Origin of the sequence: Streptomyces sp. NBC_00691 (genome assembly GCF_036226665.1) — a bacterium.
Classification (GTDB): Bacteria; Actinomycetota; Actinomycetes; order Streptomycetales; family Streptomycetaceae; genus Streptomyces.
Window position 1 is genome coordinate 4,568,689 of sequence record NZ_CP109007.1, and the last position, 25,249, is coordinate 4,593,937.

General features: G+C 73.3%; 22 protein-coding genes. 9 read left to right on the plus strand and 13 right to left on the minus strand.

The features are described 5' to 3' along the window. Positions 1-42: 42 nt before the first annotated feature. Positions 43-2,568, minus strand: a complete 2,526-nt coding sequence (locus OG392_RS20705) for a helicase C-terminal domain-containing protein (protein WP_329281549.1) — start codon at positions 2,566-2,568, stop codon at positions 43-45. Positions 2,569-2,640: 72 nt separating this feature from the next. Between OG392_RS20705 and OG392_RS20710 the strand changes: the two genes are divergently transcribed. Continuing rightward, complete coding sequence (locus OG392_RS20710; protein WP_329281550.1) at positions 2,641-3,738, plus strand: hypothetical protein; 1,098 nt, start codon at positions 2,641-2,643, stop codon at positions 3,736-3,738. A gap of 119 nt (positions 3,739-3,857) precedes the next feature. On the opposite strand, the gene OG392_RS20715 is transcribed toward OG392_RS20710, so the two are convergent. From OG392_RS20715 to OG392_RS20725, 3 genes are read right to left on the minus strand one after another with little or no spacing between them, the layout of a single operon-like run. Continuing rightward, positions 3,858-4,682 (minus strand): ABC transporter ATP-binding protein, encoded by an 825-nt coding sequence (locus OG392_RS20715; RefSeq protein ID WP_329281552.1) that lies wholly within the window; start codon positions 4,680-4,682, stop codon positions 3,858-3,860. Next, positions 4,679-5,767 (minus strand): FecCD family ABC transporter permease, encoded by a 1,089-nt coding sequence (locus OG392_RS20720; RefSeq protein ID WP_329281554.1) that lies wholly within the window; start codon positions 5,765-5,767, stop codon positions 4,679-4,681. Before OG392_RS20720 ends, OG392_RS20715 begins: the two co-directional genes overlap by 4 nt. Further along, positions 5,764-6,768 (minus strand): FecCD family ABC transporter permease, encoded by a 1,005-nt coding sequence (locus OG392_RS20725; protein ID WP_329281557.1) that lies wholly within the window; start codon positions 6,766-6,768, stop codon positions 5,764-5,766. Before OG392_RS20725 ends, OG392_RS20720 begins: the two co-directional genes overlap by 4 nt. Before the next feature lie 114 nt (positions 6,769-6,882). Here OG392_RS20725 and OG392_RS20730 point away from each other — a divergent pair, with 114 nt between their 5' ends. Then, complete coding sequence (locus OG392_RS20730; protein WP_329281559.1) at positions 6,883-7,515, plus strand: HAD family hydrolase; 633 nt, start codon at positions 6,883-6,885, stop codon at positions 7,513-7,515. A 9-nt stretch (positions 7,516-7,524) separates the two neighbouring features. Here OG392_RS20730 and OG392_RS20735 read toward each other — a convergent pair whose 3' ends face one another. Beyond that, a complete protein-coding gene (locus tag OG392_RS20735; RefSeq protein WP_329281561.1) occupies positions 7,525-7,803 on the minus strand; it encodes a hypothetical protein in 279 nt (92 codons plus the stop codon). Between the two features lie 138 nt (positions 7,804-7,941). Here OG392_RS20735 and OG392_RS20740 point away from each other — a divergent pair, with 138 nt between their 5' ends. Next, positions 7,942-8,325 carry a cold-shock protein gene (locus OG392_RS20740; protein WP_030322122.1) on the plus strand — a complete coding sequence of 128 codons (384 nt, stop codon included), beginning with the start codon at positions 7,942-7,944 and terminating at the stop codon, positions 8,323-8,325. A 34-nt stretch (positions 8,326-8,359) separates the two neighbouring features. On the opposite strand, the gene OG392_RS20745 is transcribed toward OG392_RS20740, so the two are convergent. The 4 genes from OG392_RS20745 to OG392_RS20760 form a co-directional block, all read right to left on the minus strand. Continuing rightward, positions 8,360-9,214 (minus strand): 1,4-dihydroxy-6-naphthoate synthase, encoded by an 855-nt coding sequence (locus OG392_RS20745; RefSeq protein WP_329281563.1) that lies wholly within the window; start codon positions 9,212-9,214, stop codon positions 8,360-8,362. Next, positions 9,211-10,056: a futalosine hydrolase gene (locus OG392_RS20750; protein ID WP_329281565.1), complete on the minus strand. Its 846-nt coding sequence runs from the start codon at positions 10,054-10,056 to the stop codon at positions 9,211-9,213. The genes OG392_RS20745 and OG392_RS20750 overlap by 4 nt, the downstream gene beginning before the upstream one ends. Positions 10,057-10,063: 7 nt before the next feature. Next, the gene (locus OG392_RS20755; RefSeq protein ID WP_319311007.1) at positions 10,064-10,543 is read right to left on the minus strand and encodes a DUF2771 domain-containing protein; all 480 of its coding nucleotides are present in this window, start codon (positions 10,541-10,543) and stop codon (positions 10,064-10,066) included. A gap of 218 nt (positions 10,544-10,761) precedes the next feature. After that, entirely contained in the window at positions 10,762-12,141 is a 1,380-nt protein-coding gene (locus tag OG392_RS20760) for an MFS transporter (RefSeq protein WP_329281569.1), read from the minus strand. A 448-nt stretch (positions 12,142-12,589) separates the two neighbouring features. Here OG392_RS20760 and OG392_RS20765 point away from each other — a divergent pair, with 448 nt between their 5' ends. Continuing rightward, a complete protein-coding gene (locus tag OG392_RS20765; protein WP_329281572.1) occupies positions 12,590-13,519 on the plus strand; it encodes a DUF3027 domain-containing protein in 930 nt (309 codons plus the stop codon). A 365-nt stretch (positions 13,520-13,884) separates the two neighbouring features. Next, positions 13,885-17,031 carry a sacsin N-terminal ATP-binding-like domain-containing protein gene (locus OG392_RS20770; protein ID WP_329281574.1) on the plus strand — a complete coding sequence of 1,049 codons (3,147 nt, stop codon included), beginning with the start codon at positions 13,885-13,887 and terminating at the stop codon, positions 17,029-17,031. A 219-nt stretch (positions 17,032-17,250) separates the two neighbouring features. Here the strand turns inward: OG392_RS20770 and OG392_RS20775 are convergent, their stop codons facing one another. Next, complete coding sequence (locus OG392_RS20775) at positions 17,251-19,659, minus strand: cation-translocating P-type ATPase (protein WP_329281575.1); 2,409 nt, start codon at positions 19,657-19,659, stop codon at positions 17,251-17,253. Positions 19,660-19,747: 88 nt separating this feature from the next. After that, the gene (locus OG392_RS20780) at positions 19,748-20,059 is read right to left on the minus strand and encodes a DUF2530 domain-containing protein (protein WP_329281577.1); all 312 of its coding nucleotides are present in this window, start codon (positions 20,057-20,059) and stop codon (positions 19,748-19,750) included. A 148-nt stretch (positions 20,060-20,207) separates the two neighbouring features. Here OG392_RS20780 and OG392_RS20785 point away from each other — a divergent pair, with 148 nt between their 5' ends. Beyond that, a complete protein-coding gene (locus tag OG392_RS20785; RefSeq protein ID WP_329281579.1) occupies positions 20,208-21,659 on the plus strand; it encodes an NCS2 family permease in 1,452 nt (483 codons plus the stop codon). Here OG392_RS20785 and OG392_RS20790 read toward each other — a convergent pair. Beyond that, positions 21,629-21,883, minus strand: a complete 255-nt coding sequence (locus OG392_RS20790) for a hypothetical protein (RefSeq protein WP_329281581.1) — start codon at positions 21,881-21,883, stop codon at positions 21,629-21,631. The two genes, OG392_RS20785 and OG392_RS20790, sit on opposite strands and share 31 nt — an antisense overlap. Positions 21,884-22,083: 200 nt before the next feature. Here OG392_RS20790 and OG392_RS20795 point away from each other — a divergent pair, with 200 nt between their 5' ends. Together OG392_RS20795 and OG392_RS20800 are read left to right on the plus strand one after the other, a co-directional pair. Next, positions 22,084-22,527, plus strand: a complete 444-nt coding sequence (locus OG392_RS20795) for a MarR family winged helix-turn-helix transcriptional regulator (protein WP_329281583.1) — start codon at positions 22,084-22,086, stop codon at positions 22,525-22,527. A gap of 26 nt (positions 22,528-22,553) precedes the next feature. Beyond that, positions 22,554-23,891, plus strand: a complete 1,338-nt coding sequence (locus OG392_RS20800; protein ID WP_329281585.1) for an MFS transporter — start codon at positions 22,554-22,556, stop codon at positions 23,889-23,891. 93 nt (positions 23,892-23,984) lie between these two features. Here OG392_RS20800 and OG392_RS20805 read toward each other — a convergent pair whose 3' ends face one another. After that, positions 23,985-24,491: a GNAT family N-acetyltransferase gene (locus tag OG392_RS20805; RefSeq protein ID WP_329281587.1), complete on the minus strand. Its 507-nt coding sequence runs from the start codon at positions 24,489-24,491 to the stop codon at positions 23,985-23,987. Between the two features lie 33 nt (positions 24,492-24,524). On the opposite strand from OG392_RS20805, the gene thpR reads away from it, so the two are divergent. After that, positions 24,525-25,109 (plus strand): RNA 2',3'-cyclic phosphodiesterase, encoded by a 585-nt coding sequence (gene thpR / locus OG392_RS20810; protein ID WP_329281589.1) that lies wholly within the window; start codon positions 24,525-24,527, stop codon positions 25,107-25,109. Positions 25,110-25,249: the final 140 nt, after the last annotated feature.

A 25,249-nucleotide genomic window follows, 5' to 3' on the forward strand; every position in this document is an offset into this window, starting at 1 on the left:
CCGGGCGCGCCGGGAGCGTCGTGCCCGCTCCCGTCGTGCCCGCTACACCTGGTCGTCCGCCAGTTCCGCCACGCCCGTGATCCGGTGCAGCGGATACGTACGGACCTCGTCCGCCGTGTGGTCGTAGGCCGTCACGAAGCCGCCCTCCACCCGCACCGGGGCGATCACCCGCTGGCTCGCGCCGCCCTCCGCGTTCACATAGCCGATCCAGACCGCCGACCCCGTCATCGCCGCCGCCTGGACCGTCGCCAGGGTCTCCGCCGCCGACGTGCGCGGCAGCGCGCCCGCCGCCGTCGGGGCCGCGGCCGGTTCCTTGCGGACCGCCGTCGCCGCCCGGTCGCCCGCGCGGATCGCCTTGACCGCAGCGCCGAGCAGCGTCGTGTCGGGAGCCGGCGGGCCGTCCGGCACCGGCACCGGGGCCGTACGCGCACCCGTCCGGTAGGCGTCCGCCCGCGTGATGAGGACGTCGCCCGTCGTCGACTCGGCCGCCGGCGCGTACCCCATCGACCGCAGCCCGTCGAGCAGCGCCACCGGATCCGCCTGCGCCGCGAGCACCGTCGGCGCGAGCCGCCGCAGGCCCAGGGGCGACGAGCGGCGGTCCGCCAGGATCTCGCCCAGCACCGTGTCGTCGTCGCAGCGCACATACGCCGACGCCGCCCCCACCCGCAGATGACCGTGGCGTCTCGCCACGTCGTCGATCAGGTACGCGAGAGGCTGGGGGACCGGCGTCCGAGAGTGCGCCTTGAGGAATTCGTGCAGGTCCGTGGCGGTCTGGCCGGAGTCGAGCGCCCGCCGTACGGACCCCGGCGTGAACCGGTAGACCGTCGCGCCACCCTTCGATTCCACGTCCGCGAGCACCGCGAGCGCATCGGCGAGCGGCCGCCGCAGCGGCCCCGGCGCCACCGCCGTCAGGTCCGCCTGGAGGAGGACGTGGTCGACGGCCTCCGGCAGCAGCGGCGCCAGGAGCGTCGCCGCCCGGCCCGCCGCCACCGACAGTTCGACGCCCCCGCCCAGCTCCCCGGCGGACGCCGCCTCCGCCAGCGGAAGGTTCAGCAGCGCACGCGCCGGCCCCGACAGGGCACCCCGCCCCGTCAGACCGAGCAGCTCCGCCTCCGCCAGCGCCCACCGGGCCAGCCGCGACCGCAGGTCGCCGCTCTCCTCCACGGCCGACGCGCCCCGCAGCGGCCGCTCCCACCGCAGCCGCGCGAACAACGACTCGGGCTCCACCGACGAACCGGGCGGCAGCGTCGCCAGCAGCCCGAGCACCCGGTGCCGGACCTCCGGCGCGGGCGACCGGTCCAGATCAGGACCGAGCACCGACAGCGTCCGGCCCTTCGTGTCCTGACCGCCGACCAGACCCGACGTACGGGTCGCCGTCAGCCACGGCGTGACGAGCAGCGCCCAGCGCTCCGCCGGCGGCAGATCGAGCCAGTCGTCGTACGCCGGCGTCGGCGCGTACCGCTCGTCGGCCTCACCGTCCGACGCGAGCAGCCCCGCCGCGTAACAGAGCTCCAGCCAGAACGCCGCCGTCTCCTCCGAGACGTCGAGCGCCGCCGCCGTCCGCTTCAGATCCCGTACGGACAGACCGCCCGCCCGCAGCACCTGCGGCCCGCCCCGGTCCCAGGACTTCAGCAGCTCCTCGACCGTCGCGAGCGCCAGCTGCGCCTGCCCGGCCGCCGCACTGTCCACCACCTGCGGGCGGTACTCCCGCAGCACCCGCAGCACCGGCGCCACCGGCTCCGGCGCCCGGTGCGCCCGTCCGCCCCGCAGATGCAGCGCCACCTCACGCGGCAGCACCATCGTCCGCGGCGACACCGGAAGCAGCAGGCCGTGGTCGCGGAGCCACTGCACCGGAGCCGCCGGCTTCGCCGTCACCTCGCCGTACGGCGGACCCCACACCAGCCGGTCGAGCACGGACAGCGCGTCGGGAGACGCCGTGTCGAGCAGCGACCCCATCCGGTCCCGGTCCGTGAACAGCGCCGTCAGCGCCGCCACCGCCGACACCGGATCGTGCGTCGCCGCCAGCCCCGCGGCCGCGATGATCTCCTGTACCCGGCCCGGCGACATCCCCGACGTCGCCTCGGCCACCGTCGGCCCCAGACCCGTCGGCGACGGATGCTGCGCCGACGGCGCGAGCAGCTCCCGCGCCGTCCGCACCAGCCGCAGCCGGTCGTCCTCGCCCCACACCAGCGCCTGCTCGCGCAGCAGCGCCACCGCACCCGGCAGCGCCGCCTCGATCTCCGCGTCGCCCTCGTCGCCGGTGAGCAGCCCCAGGAGCACGGGGTAGGGCGCCGGGTCCTGAGCCACCGCGAGCGCTTCGGCCGTCTGGAGGGCGAACCGGTCGAGCCGCTCCAGGGCCCGCACCACCGAACCCCGCGTCCCGGCGCGCGTCGCCAGCTGCGTCAGATCGTTCGGCACCGGACTCAGCAGATCGGGCCGGGCACGCAACAGTGCGGCGAGCCCCTCGTCGCCCCGCGCGCGCAGCGCCTCAGCGAGTGTGCGGGGCGCCGCGGCGGCGCCAGTTACCTCGGGCACGTGCGCCTCCCGGTCGAGCTCACCGATCCCCATCCGGACCACGTTAGCCGCTGCGCAGGCGCTAACGTCGGGCCGTACCGGGCGAACCGGCTGTGGAGGGGCACCGTGGGGATCGAGAGCGACCAGTTGGTCTACGACTATCTGAGCCGGGTCGGCGATCTGGCCCAGCAGCGGCAGCTGCCGGCGAGCGACCGGATGCGGCTGGTGTCCACCCTCCGCAACGAGATCGACCGCCGTCGCGCCACGCACGGCGAGGAGAGCCCGGCGGCGATACGAGGCATCCTCGGTGCCCTGGGAACCCCGGACGAGGTGGTGGAACGGGCGGAGGGCCCGGGCGCGGCGCCACCGTCGGCACCGGCCCGGCCGGCCGCGAGGGGGGCGGCGAGGAAGCCGGCGGAGAAGGCGGAGAGGAAGCCCGTGCCGAAGCCCGTGCCGAAGCCCCGCGCGGGGGAGCGGACGGGGAAGCGCCTCGGATGGATTCCGGGCAGCCGCCGGTCCCGTGAGGGAGCCGCCCCGGTGCCGAAGCCGACTCCGGCACCGGACATCGCGGCAGGGGACACCACCGACGCCGTGGGCCTCGCCGGAGCCGGTGCCGACACGGACTGGTGGCAGGTCGACGCCGCCGACGGCCTCCCGGGCTTCGTGGGCGGGGTCGAGCGGCCGGACCTCTTCAAGGAACCCGTCGCGAAGGACGACGAGGACGAGGACGGCGAGGAGGACCCGGCCGCCCGGGACTCATCGGACCCGGCCCCCGGGAAGCGCCGCCGCCTCGCCCGTCTCCTCCGTCGCAGGCGGGCGGTCGCCGAGGCCGAGCCGGCCGCGGACGAGGACACGGGGATCGAGGCGGCCCCGGTCTCCCGTCTCCGCCTCGCCAACCCCTTCGTGCTGCTCGCCGCGCTCCTCCTGCTCGGCGGCGCGCTCTTCGGCTCACTCGTCGCCCTGGCCGCGGGCTGGCTCATCGCGTACGCCTCCCGCCGGCTGACCCCCGGCGAGGTCAGGGGCGCCGTCCTGGTGATCCCGGGCCTGGCCGCCGCGTCGGGCATCGTCTGGCTGTGGGGCCGCGTCGAGGGCCGCTGGGGCGAGCCGGTGGCCGCGGGCGGCGAGGCGATGGGCGCGGCGGTCTCGGAGACGTGGCCCTGGGTCCTCCGTGGCGCGGCGGTGGCATCGGCGCTGTTCCTGCTCTGGCGCTCCCGGCGACGCTGAGGAACGCCGGCGCGGAGCCGCACTTGCGGAGCCGCCGCACTTGCGGAGCCGCCGCGCCTGCACGGAGCCGCGCCGGCACAGCCGTGCCGGCACCGCGGTGCGCGGACGGCCGGCTCAGGTCACCCCGCGGGAACCTCCGCGTCCGCCGTCTCCGCGTCCGCGTGCCACGGCGCCCCCGGCACCACCAGCGGCGACCCCGTCACCGGATCCGGGACGACGACCGACGCCAGCCCGAAGACGTCGCGGACGAGTTCCTCCGTCACGACCTCCCCGGGCGGCCCCTCCGCCACCACCCGGCCCGCCTTCATGGCGATCAGGTGGTCGGCGTACCGGGCCGCCTGGTTCAGGTCGTGGAGCACGAGGACGACCGTGCGGCCGCGCAGCCGGTTGAGGCGGCGGACCAGGTCGAGGACCTCCACCTGGTGGGAGATGTCCAGGTAGGTCGTGGGCTCGTCGAGGAGCAGCAGATCGGTCTCCTGGGCGAGGGCCATCGCGATCCACACCCGCTGCCGCTGACCGCCCGACAGTTCGTCCACCGAGCGGTCGGCGAGCGCGGCCACGTCCGTGCGGTCCATCGCCTCGACGACGGCCCGCTCGTCCTCCTCCGACCACTGCTTCCACCAGGCCTGGTGCGGCTGACGGCCGCGCGAGACCAGGTCGGCGACGGTGATCGCCTCCGGCGCGACCGGGGTCTGCGGAAGCAGCCCGATCGAGCGGGCGATCCGCTTCGTCGGGAGCTTCGCCAGCTCCTCCCCGTCGAGGAGGACCGCGCCGCCCGCCGGCCTGAGGAGCCGGCCGAGCGCCCGCAGGGTGGTCGACTTCCCGCAGGCGTTGGGGCCGACGATCACCGTCACCTTGCCGTCGGGGATCGCCAGGTCCAGCTCGTGGACGACGGTGCGGTCCTCGTAGGCGAGCGTCAGCTCGCGCGCGGTCAGCCTGCTCACGCCTTGCCTCCTGCGGATGCTGCGGTACGGCTCCGGACGATGAGCCAGATCAGATACGGGGCCCCGACGGCCGCCGTGAGGACGCCCACCGGAAGCTCGATCGGCGACAGGAGCCGCCGGCCGAGCAGGTCGGCGAGGACGACGACCACGGCGCCGGTCAGCGCCGAGGAGAGCAGCGGGATCTGCGCGGTGCGGGTCATGCGGCGGGCGATCTGCGGCGCGAGCAGCGCCACGAAGTCGACCGGACCCGCGACACCCGTCGCCACCGACGCGAGCACGACCCCCACCGCGACGAGCCCGAGCCGGACCCGCCCGAGCCGCACGCCGAGCGCCGTCGCCGTGTCGTCGTCGAGGGAGACGGTCCGCTGTGCCCGGGCCGCCCACAGCACGGCGGGCAGCATGAGCAGCAGCGTCCAGCGGATCGGCGCGGACTCGTCCCAGCCGCGCCCGTTGAGCGAGCCGGTCATCCAGATCTGGGCCTGCTGGGCGACGAGGAAGTCGCCCTTGGTCATGAACAGGGTGGTGAGCGACCGCAGCGCGATCGCGAACCCGATGCCGATGAGGACGAACCGCGTCGCGTGCAGCCCGCCGCGCCACGCGAACACGTACACGAGCGCCGCGGCGACGACACCGCCCGCGATCGAGAGGTACGGCAGCACGGTGTACGAGCCGATCCCGAAGGTCATCGCGGCGACGGTGACCGCGCCCGCGCCCTGGCTGATGCCGATGATGTCGGGGCTGGCCAGCGGGTTGCGGGCCACGGTCTGGATCAGCGCTCCGGCCACCCCGAACGCGGCGCCGACGGCCAGCGCGACGACGAGCCGGGGTTCCCGCAGCTCCGCCACGACGAACGTCGAGGGCGACGGCTGCCCGAGGAGCACCCGTACGACCTCGGAGGGCTCGACGAACCGCTCACCGACGCAGAGGTACGCGACGGAGGACGCGGCCAGGAGCAGCAGCAGGCCCGCGGTGACGGCGGCGGACCGCCGGTGCACCAGGAACGAGGCGCCGCCGGCGCGCACGAGCCCGTACCCGGCGGGCCGTGGCGTGCCCTTTGGGGGCCGGACGGGGGCGAGGGTGCTCACGCGGCCACCGCCTTCCGGCGTACGAGGGTCACCAGGAACGGCACCCCGATCAGCGCCGTCATCACCCCGGCCGGCACCTCGCCCGGCGGGAACACGATCCGCCCGGCGACATCCGCCACGAGCAGCATCACCGGTCCGACGACCGCGGCCATCGGCAGCACCCACCGGTGGTCGGAGCCGACGACGGCCCGCGCGATGTGCGGGACGGCGAGGCCGACGAAGGCGACGGGCCCGGCGGCGGCCACCCCCGCGCCGGTCAGGACGGTCGCGCCGATCCCGCCGACGATCCGCACGGTCGCGACCCGCTGCCCGAGCCCCTTGGCGACGTCCTCGCCGAGCGCGAGCGCGTCGAGCCCGCGCGCCACGGAGACGACGAGGACCGCGCCGAGCAGCAGGAAGGGCCAGATCTGGCCGACGATCTGGGCGTCACGCCCGTCGAGGGAGCCGATCTGCCAGAACCGGAACTCGTCGAGCGCGGAGGCCTTGGTGGTGAGGACGCCGGTGGTGACGGAGAGCAGCAGCGCGTTGATCGCCGCCCCGCCGAGCGCCAGCTTCACGGGCGTCGCCCCGCCGCGCCCGCTGGACGCGATGGCGTGGACGGCGACCGCGGCGAGCGCGGCTCCGGCGAAGGCGAACCACACGTACCCGGTGAGCGTGTGCACCCCGAAGAAGGCGATGGCGAGGACGACGCCGACCGAGGAGCCCTGGCTGATGCCGAGGATGCCGGGGTCGGCGATCGGGTTGCGGGTGATGCCCTGGAGGGCGGTGCCGGCGAGCGCGAGGGCCGCGCCGACCATCAGCCCGATGAGGGTCCTGGGCACCCGCAGCTGCCGTACGACCTCGGCGTCGGGACTCGTGCCGCCGTGCAGCAGGGCGTCGAACACCGTGGACGGGGCGATGGCGCGGGCGCCGACGGCGAGGCTCAGGAGCACGGCGAGGAACAGGGCGACGAGAGCCGCCGAGGTCGCGAGGACCCGTCTGGAACGGAAAGCGGCTGGCATCAGGACCCATCGGGTGGTGCGGGGAACGGGCGGTGCGGGTTTGGTAAGGCTTGGCTCAGTGTAAGCAGCAGCCATATTCGAACACCTGGGCCGGAGGTCCCCCAGAATGGCCCCATGACGACCCGCACGGACAACGCCTCCGCCCCGCCCACCGTCGGCTTCGACCTCGACCTGACACTGGTCGACACCCGCCCCGGCATCAAGGCCGCCTGGGAGGCCTTCTCGGCCGAGTACGGCGTCCCCGTCGACGCGGACCTCGTCGTCAGCCGCCTGGGCCCGCCCCTGGAGCACGAGATGGCGTACTGGGTCCCCGAGGAGCAGGTCACCGACATGGTGGCCCGCTACCGCGCGCTCTACCCCGCGTACGCGATCGAGCCGTCGGCGCCGATGCCGGGCGCGCGGGACGCCATCCGGGCCGTGCGCGAGGCGGGCGGCCGCACCATCGTCGTCACCGCGAAGAACGGCCCGCACGCCGAGCTGCACCTCGCGCACCTCGGCATCGAACCGGACGCGCTCGCCGGCGGCCTGTGGGCCGAGGGCAAGGCAGAGGCCCTGCGCGCCCACGGCGCCCGGGTGTACGTCGGCGACCACGTCGGCGACGTCCGCGGCGCCGCCACGGCCGGCGCCCTCTCGGTGGCCGTCGCCACCGGCCCCTGCGCCCCCGAGGAACTCAAGGAGGCGGGCGCCGACGTCGTCCTCGCCGACCTGACGGACTTCCGCGCCTGGTGGGAGGGGTACCTGGCCTGAGCGGGGGCGCTATCCGGCCTGAACGGGAGCGGCCGAGCCCTCCCGCGCCTGCCGCCGCTGAGCCGCGATCGAGCGCAGCACCCCGGCGGCGGCGACGGCGAATCCCACGCCCATGAGCATGGAGACGGTGTACGCGACCGTGGGGAACGGATCCGTACCCAGGAACAGCGGAGCCACGGTGACCAGCGTCGCCACCGCGCCGATGGCGAAGAGGATGACACCGGCCTTGACGAGGCCGTCACCCGGAGCGCTGTCGTTCGCCTGTGCGGCAGGGGTTTCACTACGCATCCGGCCAGGGTAGTTCCCAGGCCGAAGGAACACATCGGCGACGTCTTGTCACCGGCCTCCGGACCATTAGCCTGGTGCCGGCGGGTCGGTCGACCCGCTGTTTGCTATCCCCCGACGAGGACGAGGACGAGGACAGACGTGCCTACCGGCAAGGTCAAATGGTTCAACAGCGAGAAGGGCTTCGGCTTTCTCTCCCGCGACGACGGCGGCGACGTCTTCGTCCACTCGTCGGTGCTCCCTGCCGGAGTCGACGCACTGAAGCCGGGGCAGCGGGTCGAGTTCGGAGTCGTCGCAGGCCAGCGCGGCGACCAGGCACTGTCCGTCACGATCCTCGACCCGACGCCGTCCGTCGCCGCGGCGCAGCGCCGTAAGCCCGACGAACTGGCGTCCATCGTGCAGGACCTGACGACTCTCCTGGAGAACATCACGCCGATGCTGGAGCGCGGCCGCTACCCCGACAAGACGCAGGGCGCCAAGATCGCGGGCCTGCTGCGCGCCGTCGCGGACCAGCTGGACGTCTGATCCTTCCCGGCCGGACGCCGTCCGGCGGTCCCGGCTAGGGGAAGGCGAGCGAGTCCGGGCCGAGGGGCGGTACGAGCCCCTCGGCCGCGGCGCGGGTGAGCAGCCCGCGGACCGCCGCGTACCCGTGCTCGCCGAGGTCGGCCGTGAACTCGTTCACGTAGAGCCCGATGTGCTGGTCGGCGACCTTCGGGTCCATCTCCTGTGCGTGCTCCATGACGTACGGGCGCGTGGCCGCCGGGTCGTCCCAGGCCATCCGCACCGAGGTGCGGGCCGCGTCGGCGAGCCGCCGCAGGGTCTCCGCGCCGAGGGAGCGGCGGGCGACGATCGCCCCGAGCGGGATCGGCAGGCCGGTCGTGGACTCCCAGTGCTCGCCCATGTCGGCGAGACGGTGCAGCCCGTAGTTCTCGTACGTGAAGCGGGCCTCGTGGATGACGAGCCCCGCGTCGACCTTGCCGTCGCGCACGGCGGGCATGATCTCGTGGAACGGCATCACGACGACGTTCCCGACCCCGCCCGGCACCTTCTCGGCCGCCCAGAGCCGGAACAGCAGGTACGCGGTGGAGCGCTCGCTCGGCACCGCGACCGTCTTCCCGGCGAGGTCGGCGCCGGTCGCCTCCTCCCGGGTGAGGACGAGCGGCCCGCAGCCGCGGCCGAGGGCGCCGCCGCAGGGCAGCAGCGCGTACTCGTCGAGGATCCAGGGGAGCACGGCGTACGACACCTTGAGGACGTCGTGGTCGTCGGTGCCGCTCTCGGCCCAGCCGTTGGTGATGTCGATGTCGGCGAAGGTCACGTCGAGCCGGGGGGCGTCCGGGACACGGCCGTGCGCCCAGGCGTCGAAGACGAACGTGTCGTTCGGGCAGGGCGAGTAGGCGATCTTCAGCTTGGTCACGGCGAGGGCTCCACGAAGTCGGTGCTGGTGAGCAGCGGGAGGCTGAGCAGCTCGAAGGTGTCCCGGAGCGCGCCCAGGGCCTCGCCGATGCGCCAGGCGGCGCGGTCGCGGGGTCCGACGGCGTTCGACACGGCCCGGATCTCGACCACGGGCACGCCGTACGCGGCGGCGGCCTCGGCGACACCGAAGCCCTCCATCGCCTCGGCGGCGGCTCCGGGATGGCGCCCGGCCAGCTCGGACGCGCGGTCGGCGGTACCGGTGACGGTGGAGACGGTGAGCACGGGCGCGACGGTGTGCGGCCGGCCGGCGGCGTCCAGGGCGGCGGAGATCAGGCCGGTCAGGGTCTCCGGCACGGGATGGACGGACCGGCCGAAGCCGAGCTCGTCGACGGTGAGGTACCCGTCGGGGGTCTGCGCGCCGAGGTCGGCGGCCACGACGGCCGACGACACGACGACGGACCCGAGAGGCGCGAGGGGCTGGAACCCGCCGGCGATCCCGGCGGAGACGACGAGACGGTACGGGTTCGCGGCGGCGTACGGCTCGGAGACGTGCGGCTCGGGCGAGCCGGCGCGTGCGGCGTACGGCTCGGTGGTGCCGGTGAGTGCGCCGTACGCGAGCGCCGTCCCGGTCGAGGCCGCGACGGCGGCGGGTCCGACCCCGCCGACGAGCACGTCGACGACGGTCCCGGTGCGGGCGTCCCCGCCCGTGTGACGGAGCAGGGAGAGCCCCCCCGGCAGCGGCACGGGCTCCGGCCCGGGGCCGCCGAGGTGGAGGCCGAGGCCGGCGGAGACGGATTCCGCCTCCACCGCGACGGCCGTCACGATCAGGATCCGGTGGACCACCGGAGGATCAGGATTCCTTCTTCAGCTGGAAGTGCCAGACACCGGTCAGCTTCTTGCCGGTGTTCTCGACGATGGTCACCTGGGTGTTGTCGGTGGCCTCGCCGGTCTGGCTGGAGAAGAAGGCGCTGGCCGGAATGGTCCGGTACGTCTTCTTGTACGGCTCGGGCTCGGCCTGCTGGCCGCCGAGGAAGATGGTCCAGCCGTTGTCCGCGATCTCGGGGTCGACCCCGAAGCGGATCTTGTCGTCCATCGCCACGGTGATGGACTTCTCGGCCTTCTTGTTGAGGCACTGCTGGATCTGCGACTCCTTGATGGCGTCGCCGTCGTTGTAGCAGGCGGCCTCTGAGTGGATCGAGTCGGACCCGACCGTCACGGTCGCGATCGGAGTCGGCTTGTCGCAGGCGGAGAGAACGAGGAGCCCGGCGGAGACGGCCCCGAGGGCGACGGCGGCCCGGCGGCGCGAGCCGGAGAAGAACGCAACGGTCATGAGCCGAAGGCTATCGGGCCGCCGCGCCCGCGCCACGCGGGGGTACGGCGTGCCGCTGTCCGGTACCGGAAGGAGGGCGGCACGGAAGGGCGCCGCCGACCGGGGACGACACGCCGCCGGGCGCGGCGGGGAGACGGCGACCGACGCGGCGAGTCACCGCTGGTGACGCGAAGAGCCGGCGGCGTGGCGCCGGGCGGCGTCGGGGAACTCGGAGGCTCCTAGGCCACCCGCGTCTTCGACCGCCTCTTCGGGCCCGGCCGCCGCCGGGCCTCCGCGAGCAGGCCCCGTACGGCCAGGAGCGCGCCCGTGGCCAGGATTCCCGCCGCGACGGCCATGCCCAGCGTGCCGTTCAGAGGCAGGGCGATGCCGATCGCGCCGCCCACCACCCACGCCATCTGCAGCGCCGTCTCCGAGCGTGCGAACGCCGAGGTCCGTACGACCTCCGGCACGTCCCGCTGGATCAACGCGTCCAGGGACAGTTTCGACAGGGCCTGGGTGAGGCCCGCGACCGCGCCCAGAACGGCCACCATCACCCCGCCGAAGAAGATCGCCGTGAAGATCGCCGTGGCGCAGACCACGCTGATCATCGTGGCGATGATCACCTCGGGGCCGTGCCCCCGGTCCCGCAGGAGCGAGCCCATCGCCGTGCCGCACGCGTTGCCCACGCCCGCCGCCACGCCCACGATCCCCAGCGAGACGGCGGCGCTCTGCCCCGAAAGCGGATGCTCGCGCAGCAGGAACGCCAGGAAGAAGATCAGGAACCCCGACAGCATCCGCTGCGCCGCGTTCGCCTCCAGGCCGTGCAGGACCGAGGGCCCCACCGTCCGCAGACTCGGCTTCTTCTCGCCGTGCGTCAGCAGATGCGCCCGCCGCTCACCCTTCGCCGAATCCACCTTGGGCGGCATCCGCAGCGCCCAGAAGGCCCCCAGCAGGAACAGCACGCACGCGCCGTACAGCGGATACGGAGGTCCGAGCACCTGGAGCCCCGCGCCGATCGGCGCGGCGATGCCGGTCGCGAGCAGCCCGGCCAGGGTGACCCGGGAGTTCGCCTTCACCAGCGAGAAGTTCGGTGGCAGGAGCCGGGGCACGACGGCACTGCGCACCACCCCGTACGCCTTCGAGGCCACCAGGACCCCCAGCGCCGCCGGATACAGCTCGATCCCGCCGGTGGCGACCGCCGCCGACATCATGATCGCGAGGACCGCCCGGGTCAGCATCGCCCCGGCCATCGCGGCCCGCCGCCCGTGCGGGATGCGGTCGAGAAGCGGACCGATCACCGGGGCGAGCAGCGTGAAGGGGGCCATGGTGACGGCGAGGTAGAGGGCGACACGGCCACGGGCCTCGTCGGTGGGGACCGAGAAGAAGACCGTGGAGGCGAGAGCGACGGTGATCATGACGTCGCCCGCACCGTTCACCGCGTGCAGCTCGATCAGCTTCCCGAGCCCCGACTCGCCCGCGCCATGGGCGTGGGTGGCCTTGCGGATGCCCTTCGCGGTCCCCGTGAACGGCAGGTGCAGGGCACGGCCGACCTTCCGGCCCGCTCGGCGGAGCGGTCCGGCATGATCTTCGGATCGTGCGGGGGACCGTGCGGCTGCCACTCCGTCATAGTGCCCCACAGGCGCGCCGGACGAACCGTGGCGCGGCGGTGGAGGACGACTTCGGCCGATGTCTGAGGACGACTTCGGCCGATGTCGGAGGGGGTCGTAGCGGCGCACGGGTCGCTTTCGGCCCCTCCCGCCCACCTCCCCGACAGGGCTCCGAACGCCCTCCGGCCGTCCGCGATCCGGGCCACTTGGGGCGGGCAGGTGGGATGAGGCCCGCGAACGGGGTAGCGTGCGTAGCGCGTCACCGGCGGAAGCTTTCGGCCGCGCGCCTCTTCGGCATCCCGCAGAATGGATGGCGATAGGTGTGCCCGAGACACGCGAGACAGGTCGGGTGCGCGGACGTCGATGCGGCCCACAGGTCCGCTCCGCCCGCCGCCCGTGGCTTCGCTCCCGCCCCTCGGCCGGCGCACCCGTGAGACGGCGTAGGAGAGAAGCGAGACCTGTGAGTGCTGCGACGACGCGAAGCGGTACCCCGCGTACCCCGCGAGCCACGCGTATCCCCGACCGCCTGTGTGCCGAGGCCGTAGAGCTCGCGCGGGAGGCCGCCGAGGAGGCGGCCGCCCCCGGGATCGTCGGCGCGCACGTCGAGGTGGTCGCCGAGGGTGACCGGGTCGTCACCCACTACTTCGAGTCCAAGGAACCGGGCTACCGGGGCTGGCGCTGGGCGGTGACGGTCACCCGCGCCTCCCGCGCCAAGAACGTCACGCTCGACGAAACCGTCCTGCTGCCCGGCTCCGACGCGCTCCTGGCCCCCGAGTGGGTGCCGTGGAGCGAGCGGCTCCGCCCCGGCGACATGGGCCCCGGCGACCTGCTGCCGACCGAGGCGGACGACCTGCGCCTGGAGCCCGGCTACTCGGGCGAGGACGCGCCGCCGCCGAACTCCGTGGTGTCGGAGGAGCTGGCCGACCACCTCGACGTCGAGGACGCCGAGATCGTCGCCCGCACCCCTTCGCGGGGCGCGATCGCCGCGGTCGCCGAGGAGCTCGGCATGCGCCGGGCCAGGGTGCTCTCGCGGTACGGGCTCCACCTGGCCGCGGACCGCTGGGAGGAGTCCTTCGGCGCCCGCACCCCGATGGCCCAGGCGGCCCCGGCCACCTGCGAGTCCTGCGCCTTCCTGGTGCCGCTGGCGGGCTCCCTCAAGCAGACCTTCGGCATCTGCGCCAACGAGTTCGCCCCGGCGGACGGGCGGGTCGTGTCCCTCTCGTACGGCTGCGGGGGCCACTCTGAGGCCGCGATCATGCCGAAGCCGCCGCGGCCGGCGCCGCCGGTGCTGGACTCGATGGGGGCGGACGCCTTCCCCCTCCGCCCGGCGAAGGACTCCGGCTCCACGACGGAACCCGACGCGACCTCGGACGACCTGGGCCACTCGTAACCCCTCCCACCTCCGGTGGCCTGCCGCTCCCTGCCCGGGGGCGGCAGGCCACCCGTGCGCCCGGCGAAGAGGCGCCCCCACGCCCCCCCCCGCGGAACGACTGCCCCCGACGAGGGTGGCGGCGGGTGACGGCCCCGGCGGGGCGACGGCCCCGGCGGGGCGACGGCCTGCCGCAGGGGCCGGCCGCGTGGGCCGCGTCGGCGGGCACGGCTGCCACCGCGGCCCGCGCCCCCGACCCGTACCCCCGCGAGGCACCCTGGACGGTGGGGAACGCCCGTGCCCCGGCAGATCCCCACCTCCGGGCGCGGTACCTTCGGGCCCCCGGCCCCAAGGGGCCGGGTCCCGCACCATCAGCGCCCCGCAGAGTGGAGTCAGACGTGAGCGTCAGCGTCCGGACGACGACCGACGGAACCGATCCCTTCGGCACCGCCCGGCTGCGGCGGGGTGTGCTCGACGCCTGGGGCGCGTCCCCCGCCCGCTTCCGGGAGGACGCCAACGCCGAGGAGGACCTCGCCCTCGGCGGATACCGCGACCGCCTCGTCGTCGAACTCGCCCAGAACGCCGCCGACGCCGCCCACCGTGCCGGCGTCCCCGGCCGCCTCAGGCTCACCCTCCACCCCGCGGACCACGAGGGCCCCGCCCTCCTCGCCGCCGCCAACACCGGCGCCCCGCTGGACGCCACCGGCGCCGAGTCCCTGTCGACCCTCCGCGCCTCCGCGAAGCGCGAGCAGCAGGCGCACGGCGCGGTCGGCCGGTTCGGCGTCGGATTCGCCGCCGTCCTCGCCGTCACCGACGAGCCCGCCGTCCTCGGCCGCCACGGCGGCGTCCGCTGGTCCCTCGCCGAGGCCCGGGAACTCGCCGCCGAGTCCGCCCGGTACAGCCCCGGCCTCGGCGACGAACTGCGCCGCCGCGACGGCCACGTACCCCTCCTCCGGCTCCCGCTGCCCGCCGAGGGCACCGCCCCCGACGGCTACGACACCGTCGTCGTCCTCCCGCTCCGCGACGCCGCCGCCCGCGACCTCGCCGAGCGGCTCCTCGCCTCCGTCGACGACGCGCTCCTCCTCACTCTTCCGGGGCTCGCGGAGATCGTCGTGGAGACCCCCGAAGGGGTACGAACCCTCCGCCGTTCCGAGGACGACGGATACGTGCAGATCGTCGACTCCGCCACCGGCACCCACCGCTGGCGGAGCGTCTCCCACAGCGGCCCCCTCGACGCCGAACTCCTCAAGGACCGACCGGTCGAGGAGCGCCTGCGCCCCCACTGGACCGTCACCTGGGCCGTACCCGTGGACCCGGAGGGAGCCCCGCGCCACCCGCGTACGACCCCGGTCGTGCACGCCCCCACCCCCACCGACGAACCCCTCGGCATCCCCGCGCTCCTCATCGCCTCCCTGCCCCTGGACACCGCGCGGCGGCACCCGGCGCCCGGCCGGCTCACCGACTTCCTGGTGCAGCGCGCGGCCGACGCGTACGCCGAACTCCTCGCCGAGTGGCAGCCGGTGACCACCGCCACGCTCGACCTCGTCCCCGGCCGGCTCGGCAAGGGCCCCCTTGACGGGGCCCTGCGCGAGGCGATCCTGGACCGGCTGCCGAGGGTCGCGTTCCTGGCGCCCGCCGCCCCCACCGAGGAACTCCCCGCACTCCGCCCGATCGAGGCCGAGGTCGCGGAGGGCGCGGGCGCGGACACCGTCGAGGTCCTCGCCGAGGTGTTCCCGACGCTCCTCCCCGCCGGCCTGGAGCGCCGCCCGGAGCTCCGCACCCTCGGCGTCGGCCGCGTTCCCCTGACCGAGGCGATCGACCGCCTCGCCGGGGTGGACCGCGCGCCGACCTGGTGGTGGCGCCTGTACGACTCCCTCGCCGGCGTCGACCCGGACCGCCTGTCGGGCCTCCCGGTGCCGCTGGCGGAAACCGCCGAGGGGGCCCGGATCCGTACGGCGGTCGGCCCCCGCCAGGTCCTCCTGCCGCAGGACAGGACCCCCGCCGAGCTGACGCGGCTCGGACTCAAGGTCGCCCACCCCGAGGCGGCCCACCCGCTCCTGGAGAAGCTGGGTGCCCTGCCCGCCACGCCCCGCGCGGTCCTGACGACCCCGCAGGTACGGGCGGCGGTCGCGGCCTCCCTCGACGCGGGCGAGATCTGGGACGAGGACGCGGACACCCTGGACGCCGACGAACTCGTCGAGACCGTCCTCGCCCTGGTCCGTGACGCGGAACTCGACCCGGGCGAGGAGCCCTGGCTGGGCGCGCTCGCACTGCCGGACGAGGACGGCGAACTCTCCCCGGCGGGCGAGCTGGTGATGCCGGGCTCGGCGTTCGCCGCCGTCATGCGCGAGGACGAACTGGCCTACGTCGACGCCGAACTGGCCGCCCGCTGGGGCGAACAGCCGCTGGCCGCCTGCGGTGTGCTCGCGACCTTCGCCCTGGTCCGCGCCACCGACCTCCTGCTCGACCCGGACGAGGTCGAGCCGCGCGAGGGCGACTACCCGGAGCCGGACGACGCGGGGCTCCTGGACGCGGTCGACGTGTGGTGCGAGGACGTACTGGACCGGCTGCCGGAGACACCGGTGCCGCCGGTGGCGACGGAGATCGTGGCCGTACGGGACCTGGACCTGGTCGACGACGACGCCTGGCCGCAGGCGCTGGCGCTGCTCGCGCAGCCGCCGCTGCGGGACGCCCTCACCCAGCCCGTACGGATCCTCCTGCCGGACGGCACGACGGAGACGGTCCGCTCGTACACGGCGTGGTGGCTCCGCGACCACCCGGTCCTGGACGGCCGCCGCCCGGCAGGCCTGCGGGCGGCGGGCACGGACCCGCTCCTGACCGGCCTCTACGACTCCGCCGACGCGACCGGCTTCGAGGACGAGCAGGTCCTGAGGGCGCTGGGAGTCCGCACGTCGGTGGCGGCGCTGCTGGACGAGCCGGGCGGGGCGGCGGAACTCCTGACGCGCCTGGCGGACCCGTCGCGGGAGGTCACGGACGCCCAGCTGCACGCGCTGTACACGGCACTGGCCGACCTGGACCCGGAGCAGGTGACGCTGCCGGACGAACTGCGCGCGGTGGTGGACGGCGAGGTGGTCGTGGTGGACGCGGCGGAGGCGATGGTGGCGGACGCGCCGGACCTGCTGCCGCTGGCGGGCGGGGTGCCGCTGCTGCCCGTGTCGCCGGCGCGGGCGGCGGACCTGGCGGAGCTGTTCCAGGTCAGGCGGCTGAGCGAGGCGGTGGAGGCGGAGGTGGCGACGGTGGGCGAGGAGCACGAGGTGCCGGACTCCGTGCGGATCCTGCTGGGCCCGACGACGCCGACCACGTACGTCGAGCACGAGGAACTCAGGGCGGCGGACACGGAACTCGACTGGCGCCGGACGGCGGACGGCGTGGTTCACGCCTCGACGCTGGAGGGCGTGGCGGCGGGCCTGGCCTGGTCGGCGGGCCAGTGGCCGCGCCGGTTCGAGGTGGCGGCCCTGCTGGAGGACCCGTCGAGGACGGCGGAACTGGAGCGGGACCGCTGGTTCGACTGAGGTCAGGGAGGGGCCCTGGGGGTGGGCCGGGTTCGTGGGTCTCGGGTGCGGCCGCCCTCTTTCCGAGTGTGGCGGCCTGCACCACCGGGTCAAGGGCGCTCCCTGCGGTCGCGTCGCTGCGCGATGGGCTGTGCCCACCCCACCCGCCACTCGCACACCCGGCCCGCCCCAGGGCCTGGCCGTTGTCGGTCGCCGCGCACCAGCCACTCCGCGCACCGGCTACGCCGGGAACCTCCTGCTCACCCAGGCCCACGCGAACTCCAGCAGCACCCCGCCGGCCGCCGCGATCGCCACCGCCGTCCACGGCATCGTCACGCCCACCAGTTTCAGTGCGAAGAAGTCCTGGAGCCAGGGCACGATCAGGACCAGGAGGAACGCGCCTCCCATCGTGGCGACCAGGGTGAGGCGCCACCACGTGTACGGGCGGGCGATGATCGCCAGGACCCACATCGAGACCAGGAACAGGGTCAGGGTCGCCGCGCTCGTCTCCGCTTCCAGCGCCCCTTCGCCGCTGTAGTGGTGGCGGGCCAGGAGGTACGTCGTGAACGTCGCCGCCGCCGCGATCACTCCGCCCGGGATCGCGTACCTCATCACCCGCCGTACGAAGTTCGGCTTCGCCCGTTCCTTGTTCGGCGCGAGCGCCAGGAAGAAGGCCGGGATGCCGATCGTCAGTGTGGAGAGCAGCGTCAGGTGGCGGGGGAGGAAGGGGTACTCCACCTGCGAGCAGACCACCAGGACCGCCAGCAGGACCGAGTAGACCGTCTTCGTCAGGAACAGGGTGGCCACCCGGGTGATGTTGCCGATGACCCTCCGGCCCTCCGCCACCACCGACGGGAGTGTCGCGAAGCTGTTGTTCAGGAGCACGATCTGGGCCACCGCCCGCGTCGCCTCCGATCCCGAGCCCATCGACACGCCGATGTCCGCGTCCTTCAGCGCCAGTACGTCGTTCACGCCGTCGCCCGTCATCGCCACCGTGTGCCCGCGGGACTGCAGCGCCGCCACCATGTCCCGCTTCTGCTGCGGCGTGACCCGGCCGAACACGGCGTTCTCGTCGAGGACCTTCGCCATCTCCTCCCGGTCCGTCGGCAGGTGCCGCGCGTCGACGGTGTGCTCGGCGCCCGGCATGTCGAGCTTTCCGGCCACCGCGCCCACCGAGACCGCGTTGTCGCCGGAGATGACCTTCGTGGCCACCTTCTGGTCGGCGAAGTACGCGAGTGTGTCCGCCGCGTCCGGCCGCAGTCGCTGTTCCAGGACGACCAGGGCCGTCGGCCGGGCGCCCGTCGCGACCTCCGGGGAGTCGAGTCCGTTCGTCGTCCGTGCCAGGAGCAGGACCCGCAGGCCCTGCTCGTTGAGGTGGTCGATCTCGGTGAGCGTCGGGTCCCCGGCGGACAGGAGCACGTCAGGGGCGCCCAGCAGCCAGGTCGAGTTCTCGCCGTTGCCCTCGCTGAACGCCGCCCCGCTGTACTTCCGCGCCGACGAGAACGGCAGTGCCTCCGTGCACCGCCACTCCACCGTGTCCGGGTAGGCGTCGATGATGGCCTGGAGCGAGGCGTTGGGGCGGGGGTCCGATTCGCCGAGGGCGCCGAGGACCTTCCGTACGTACGATTCGTCGCCGCCGTCGAGGGGACGGAGCTCCGTGACGTCCATGCCGCCCTCGGTCAGCGTGCCCGTCTTGTCGAGGCACACGACGTCCACGCGCGCGAGGCCCTCGATCGCCGGGAGTTCCTGGACGAGACACTGCTTGCGCCCGAGCCGTACGACTCCGATCGCGAAGGCGACCGAGGTGAGCAGGACGAGTCCCTCGGGGATCATCGGGACGATGCCGCCGACCGTACGGGCGACCGCGTCCTTGAAGTTGTCGTCCTTGACGACGAGCTGGCTGATGACGAGCCCGATCGCGGTCGGGACCATCATCCACGTCACGTACTTGAGGATCGTGGAGATGCCCGTCCGCAGTTCGGAGTGGACGAGCGTGAAGCGCGAGGCCTCTTCGGCGAGCTGTGCCGCGTAGGCCTCGCGGCCGACCTTGGTGGCGGTGAACGCGCCGCCGCCGGCGACGACGAACGAGCCCGACATCATCCGGTCGCCGGGTTTCTTGACGACCGGGTCGGCCTCGCCGGTGAGCAGTGACTCGTCGATCTCCAGGCTGTCGGCCTCTGCGACCTCGCCGTCGACGACGACCTTGTCGCCGGGGCCGAGTTCGATGAGGTCGCCGAGGACGATCTCGGAGGTGGAGATCTCGGCGGCGACGCCGTCGCGCCGGACGCTGGGTTTCGCCTCGCCGATGACGGCGAGGCCGTCGAGGGTCTTCTTGGCCCGGAGTTCCTGGATGATGCCGATGCCGGTGTTCGCGATGATCACGAAGCCGAAGAGGCTGTCCTGGATCGGCGCGACGAAGAGCATGATCACCCAGAGCACGCCGATGATCGCGTTGAAGCGGGTGAAGACGTTGGCGCGGACGATGTCCGTGGTCGAGCGGGAGCTCCGTACGGGTACGTCGTTGACCTCGCCGCGGGCGACGCGTTCGGCGACCTCGGCGGAGGTGAGCCCGGCGGGACGGTGGACAACGGGCGGCCCCACCGCCTCGGCCTCGCTGCCACCCGTGTCGATCTTCGCCCGCTGAGTCATGTTTTCGACGGTACGACCGGAATCGACCGTTCACCTGCCGAGAAGGGCGAATCTCAGACCGGGGGAGGAGGGGAATCGTCCCCGGGCACTACGTGCCGGGGTGCGCCTCGGGGCCCTGGGCCGACCCCGTCCCGGCGGCCTCCTCCGCGGCCCGTGCCGCCTCGTGCCGCTTGATCGCCGCGTCCCGCTTCCGGACGTACCAGATGCCGATCAGGCCGAGTCCCGCTCCGGCGAGGCAGGTCCACACCCACCAGGTCAGGTCCCGGTCGTCGAACCAGCCGTAGAACGGGACCTGGACGAGGAAGAGGACGAACCACAGGATCGTTCCGCCGGTGATGGTGGCGACGACGGGCCCTTCGAGGGGCTCGGGTGCCTCGTGCTTCGGTGTCCACTTCGCCATGGGGGTCAGTCTAGGTGGCGGGAAATCGTATCTACGCGCGGAGATAGACGCTCGCTCGTTCATGTGTTCATACTGAAACGGTTTGCCTCTGGCGGGTTTCCTTCGTACGAACCGCCAAACGGACGTCTCCCGAAGAGGAACCCACCCCATGAGCACCACGGCCACCGCCAAGGCCATGCCCCCCGAGCCCTCCGCTCCCCAGGAGCCGACCTCGGGCCTCGACCGCTACTTCAAGATCTCGGAGCGCGGCTCCACCGTCGCCCGCGAGATCCGCGGCGGTCTCGCCACGTTCTTCGCGATGGCCTACATCATCGTGCTGAACCCGATCATCCTCGGCAGCGCCAAGGACATGTACGGGCACCAGCTCGACGGCGGTCAGCTCGTGACCGCCACCGTCCTCACGGCGGCGTTCTCGACGCTCCTCATGGGCGTCATCGGCAACGTCCCGATCGCGCTCGCCGCCGGCCTCGGCGTCAACACGGTCGTGGCGCTCCAGCTCGCGCCGCGGATGTCCTGGCCGGACGCCATGGGCATGGTCGTCCTCGCGGGCGTCGTCGTGATGCTGCTCGTCGCGACCGGTCTGCGCGAGCGCGTCATGAACGCGGTCCCGGTCGGCCTGCGCAAGGGCATCGCGATCGGCATCGGCCTCTTCATCATGCTGATCGGCCTCGTCGACTCGGGCTTCGTCTCCCGCATCCCCGACGCCGCGCACACCACCGTCCCGCTCCAGCTGGGCGGCGACGGTCACCTCACCGGCTGGCCGGTGCTCGTCTTCATCCTGGGCACGCTGCTCACCCTCGCGCTGATCATCCGCAAGGTGCCGGGCGCGATCCTCATCTCGATCGTCGTCATGACGATCGTGGCGATGGTGATCAACGCGGTGGCGACCGTCCCGTCCTGGGGTCTGACCACCCCGGAGTGGCCGGGCAACCCGGTCGCCTCGCCCGACTTCGGGCTCGTCGGCGAGGTCAGCCTCTTCGGCGGCTTCGAGAAGGTCGGCTACCTGACCGGCGTCCTGTTCGTCTTCACGGTGCTGCTGTCCTGCTTCTTCGACGCCATGGGCACGATCCTCGGCGTCGGCGACGAGGCCAAGCTGATCGACAAGGACGGCAACTTCCCCGGCATCAACAAGGTCCTGCTGGTGGACGGCCTGGCCGTGGCCTCCGGCGGTGCGACCTCCTCCTCGGCCACCACCTGCTTCGTGGAGTCCACGGCGGGCGTCGGCGAGGGTGCGCGCACGGGCCTCGCCTCGGTCGTGACCGGCGGTCTGTTCTCGGTGGCGCTGTTCCTCACGCCGCTGGCCACGATGGTCCCGTCCCAGGCGGCCACGCCCGCGCTGCTCGCGGTCGGCTTCCTGATCCTGGCCGGTTCGATCAAGGACATCGACTGGAGCGACTACACCATCGCGGTGCCGGCGTTCCTGGCCATGGTGATGATGCCCTTCACGTACTCGATCACGAACGGCATCGGCATCGGCTTCATCGCGTTCAGCGTGCTGCGGCTCGCGGCGGGCCGGGGCCGTGAGGTCCCGGTGGCCATGTACATCGTGTCGGCGGTCTTCGTCTTCTACTACGCGATGCCGGCGCTCGGCCTCACGTGACCGTGCGGGGTGTCGGTGGCCGTGTCGGCCACCGGCTCCCCGTCCGCCTCACCGTAGAACTTCTCCGTCTCGTCGACGGCGGTCTTGAACCGCTCGTCGAAATCCTCGCGAATGAGCGTCCGGACGACATAGTCCTGGACGCTCATTCCTCTTTTCGCGGCGTGACTCCTGAGCCGGTCGAGCAGCTCACCGTCGATGCGCAGGCTGAGCACTGTCGATCCCATGTCGTTCAGGGTCGGGGCAGCCGGGGCTCCTTTGCGTCACTTTCTGGATCCGACTCACTCGTTTGGGTGATACATGGATGCGGAAGCGTGATCTGCGTGCATGCGGTTCACGCAGGGGTACGGGTAAACGGGTGTGATCCGTTCGACGTCGGCATGTCCCCGTTGGTATTTAGGCAGGGTAATGAGTTAGGCTAACAAACATGCCTGACCTGTCCCACGGCTCAGCCGACGACGCCGCGGCCGTGAACGCGCTCCGCTCCTCCGTCATGCGACTGGGCCGACGCCTCAAGCACCAGCGCGTCGACGAGTCGCTGAGCCCCACCGAGATGTCGGTGCTCGGCACCCTCGCGCTCTGCGGCTCCGCCACCCCCGGCGAGCTGGCCCGCAAGGAGCACGTCCAGCCGCCGTCGATGACCCGCATCGTCGCGCTGCTCGAAGCCAAGGGACTGGTCCGGCTGGAGCCGCACCCCGACGACCGCCGGCAGAAGGTGGTCAGCCAGACCGAGCAGGCCGAAGCCATGCTCGAGGAGTCCCGCCGCAAGCGGAACGCCTGGCTGGCCTCCCTCGCCGAAGGCCTGGACGAGGACGAATGGGCCAAGCTGCGCGCGGCGGCCCCGGTCCTGGAAAAGCTCGCCCACCTGTAGTCCACGCGCCAAGGAGGCGACGCACTTTGAGTACGGGACCCGGAGCAGACTCCGCACCCGTCCACAAACCCACCCTCGACACCCGCGGGCGGGGGGAAACCTTCTCCTCGCTCAGGATCCGTAACTACCGGCTGTTCTTCACCGGCGCGATCGTCTCCAACACCGGTACATGGATGGCCCGCATCACCCAGGACTGGCTGGTCCTGAGCCTCACCGGCTCGGCCGCCGCCGTCGGTGTCACCACGGCCCTGCAGTTCCTGCCGATGCTGCTCTTCGGCCTCTACGGCGGAGTCATCGCCGACCGCTACCCGAAGCGGCGCCTGCTGCTCGTCAGCCAGGCAGCCCTCGGCCTCTGCGGCATCGCACTCGCCGTCCTCACGCTCTCCGGCAGCATCCAGGTCTGGCACGTCTACCTGATCGCCTTCCTCCTCGGCATGGTGACCGTCGTCGACAACCCGGCCCGGCAGTCCTTCGTCTCCGAGATGGTCGGCCCCGACCACCTGCGCAACGCCGTCTCCCTGAACTCGGCGAACTTCCAGTCCGCGCGGCTCGTCGGCCCCGCCGTCGCCGGTGTCCTCATCGCCGGAGTCGGCAGCGGCTGGGCCTTCCTCCTCAACGGCCTGTTCTTCCTCGCGCCCCTCACGAGCCTCCTGCTCATGCGGACGAGCGAACTCCACAAGGTGGAGCGCGCCCCGCGTGGCAAGGGCCAGCTGCGGGAGGGACTGCGCTACGTGGCCGCGCGACCGGAGCTGATCTGGCCGATCGTCCTCGTCGGCTTCATCGGCACCTTCGGGTTCAACTTCCCGATCTGGCTCACCGCCTTCTCCGGCGACGTCTTCCACGTCGGCGCCGGCGCGTACGGCTTCCTCAACACCCTCATGGCGGCCGGCTCGCTCGTGGGCGCCCTCGCGGCGGCCCGGCGCGGCTCGACCCGGCTGCGGATGCTGGTGATCGCGGCGGGAGTCTTCGGCGTCCTGGAGATCGCGGCGGCCCTGTCGCCGACGTTCTGGCTGTTCGCACTGTTGCTCGTCCCGATCGGCATGATCGGTCTCACGGTCAACATCACCGCGAACTCGGCCGTCCAGATGGCGACGGACCCGGCCATGCGGGGCCGGGTGATGAGCCTCTACATGATGGTCTTCGCCGGCGGTACGCCGATCGGCGCGCCGCTCCTCGGCTGGGTCACCGACACGTACGGCGCCCGCGTCGGCTTCGCGACGGGCGGCGTGATCTCGCTGGCCGCGGCGGTCGTCGTGGGCCTCGTCCTGGCGAAGGTCGGCGGCCTGAAGGTTGCCTGGGCCTGGCGTCACGGGCACCCTCAGGTGCGCTTCGTGGCACGGGAGCGGCTGGCGACCGCGGCCTAGGCCTTGGGCGGGCGGCGGGCGGCGGGCGGCGGGCTGGGGGCCGGGGCACCCCTCCCCAGCCCCGGCCCCTCCCGCCGTCGTCCTCGGCCGGTCTCAGACCCGCTTTTCCAGGACCTGGCCCGCCCAGTCGCCGACCAGGAACGTGTCGGTCGGGGTGAAGCCCTGGCCCTCGTAGTACGCGACGAGCCGGCCCTCGCTGCCCGCGAAGCAGTCCACCCGCAGCAGCGACACCCCCTGCCGCCGCGTCTCCTCCACCGCGTGGGCGAGCAGCGCCGCGCCCACCCCGTGGCCGTGGAACCGCGCGTCGGTCGCGAGCAGCCGTACGTACACCTCGGGCTCGTCCGCCGGTGCGATGTGCTGCCCGGGGAACGGGGTCAGCGTCATCGTCCCCGCCGGTACGCCGTCGATCTCGGCGATCCAGGGATCACCCTCGGCCATCGTGTCCTCGACCTGCTTGACCGCCTTGGGGCGGGCGGAGAACGACTCGGTGCCCCACTGCGCGGTGATTCCCTTGCCGTTGAGCCACACCACGGCGCTGTCGAGGACGCCGAGTATCGCGGGGAGGTCCTCCACCCCGCCCTTCCTGAGGGAGATCTTCATGCCGCAGAGGCTAACCGCTGCCACACTCGCCCCATGAGGCTCTTCGCCGCCGTCCTGCCACCGCGCGAGCGGCTGGACGAGCTCGCACACGTCGTCGACCGGCTCCACCGGCTGCCCGGTGCGGACGGGCTCCGCTGGACCTCGCAGCCCGGCTGGCACCTCACGCTCGCGTTCATGGGGGAGGTCGACGAGGAGCTGCTGCCCGAGCTGCGCGTCCGGCTCGCCCGTGCCGCGCACCGCACCCCGTCCTTCTCCCTGCGGCTCCACGGCGGTGGGCACTTCGGGAGGCGCGCCCTGTGGGCGGGGATCGCCGGGGACCTGGACGAGCTGCGGCTGCTCGCCGAGCGCGCGGACGCCGCCGCGCGCCGGGCCGGGGTCGCGATGGACGAGCACCGTCGCTACCAGGCGCATCTGACGGTCGCCCGCGCGCGGGGCGACGCGGCGGATCTCCATCCCTTCCTCGACGAGCTCGGCACCTTCGAGGGCTCTCGCTGGGAGGCGGGCGAGCTGGTCCTGGTGCGTTCGAACCTGCCGGTCAGCGGGGTGCGGGGGGAGCAGCCCCGGTACGAGACGGTCGACGGCTGGGCGCTGGGCGGGCGGCCGGAGGGAGCGGGGTGAGGACGGCGGCGGACGGCCGGGTAACCTCGAAGCGTGGATCCGAAAACCCGTAATCGCATCATGGCCGGCGTGCTCGTACTGATGTTCGCGATCATCGCGCTGGCATCCGTGTCGGGTCAGTAGCCGCCGGCGCCCGTCCC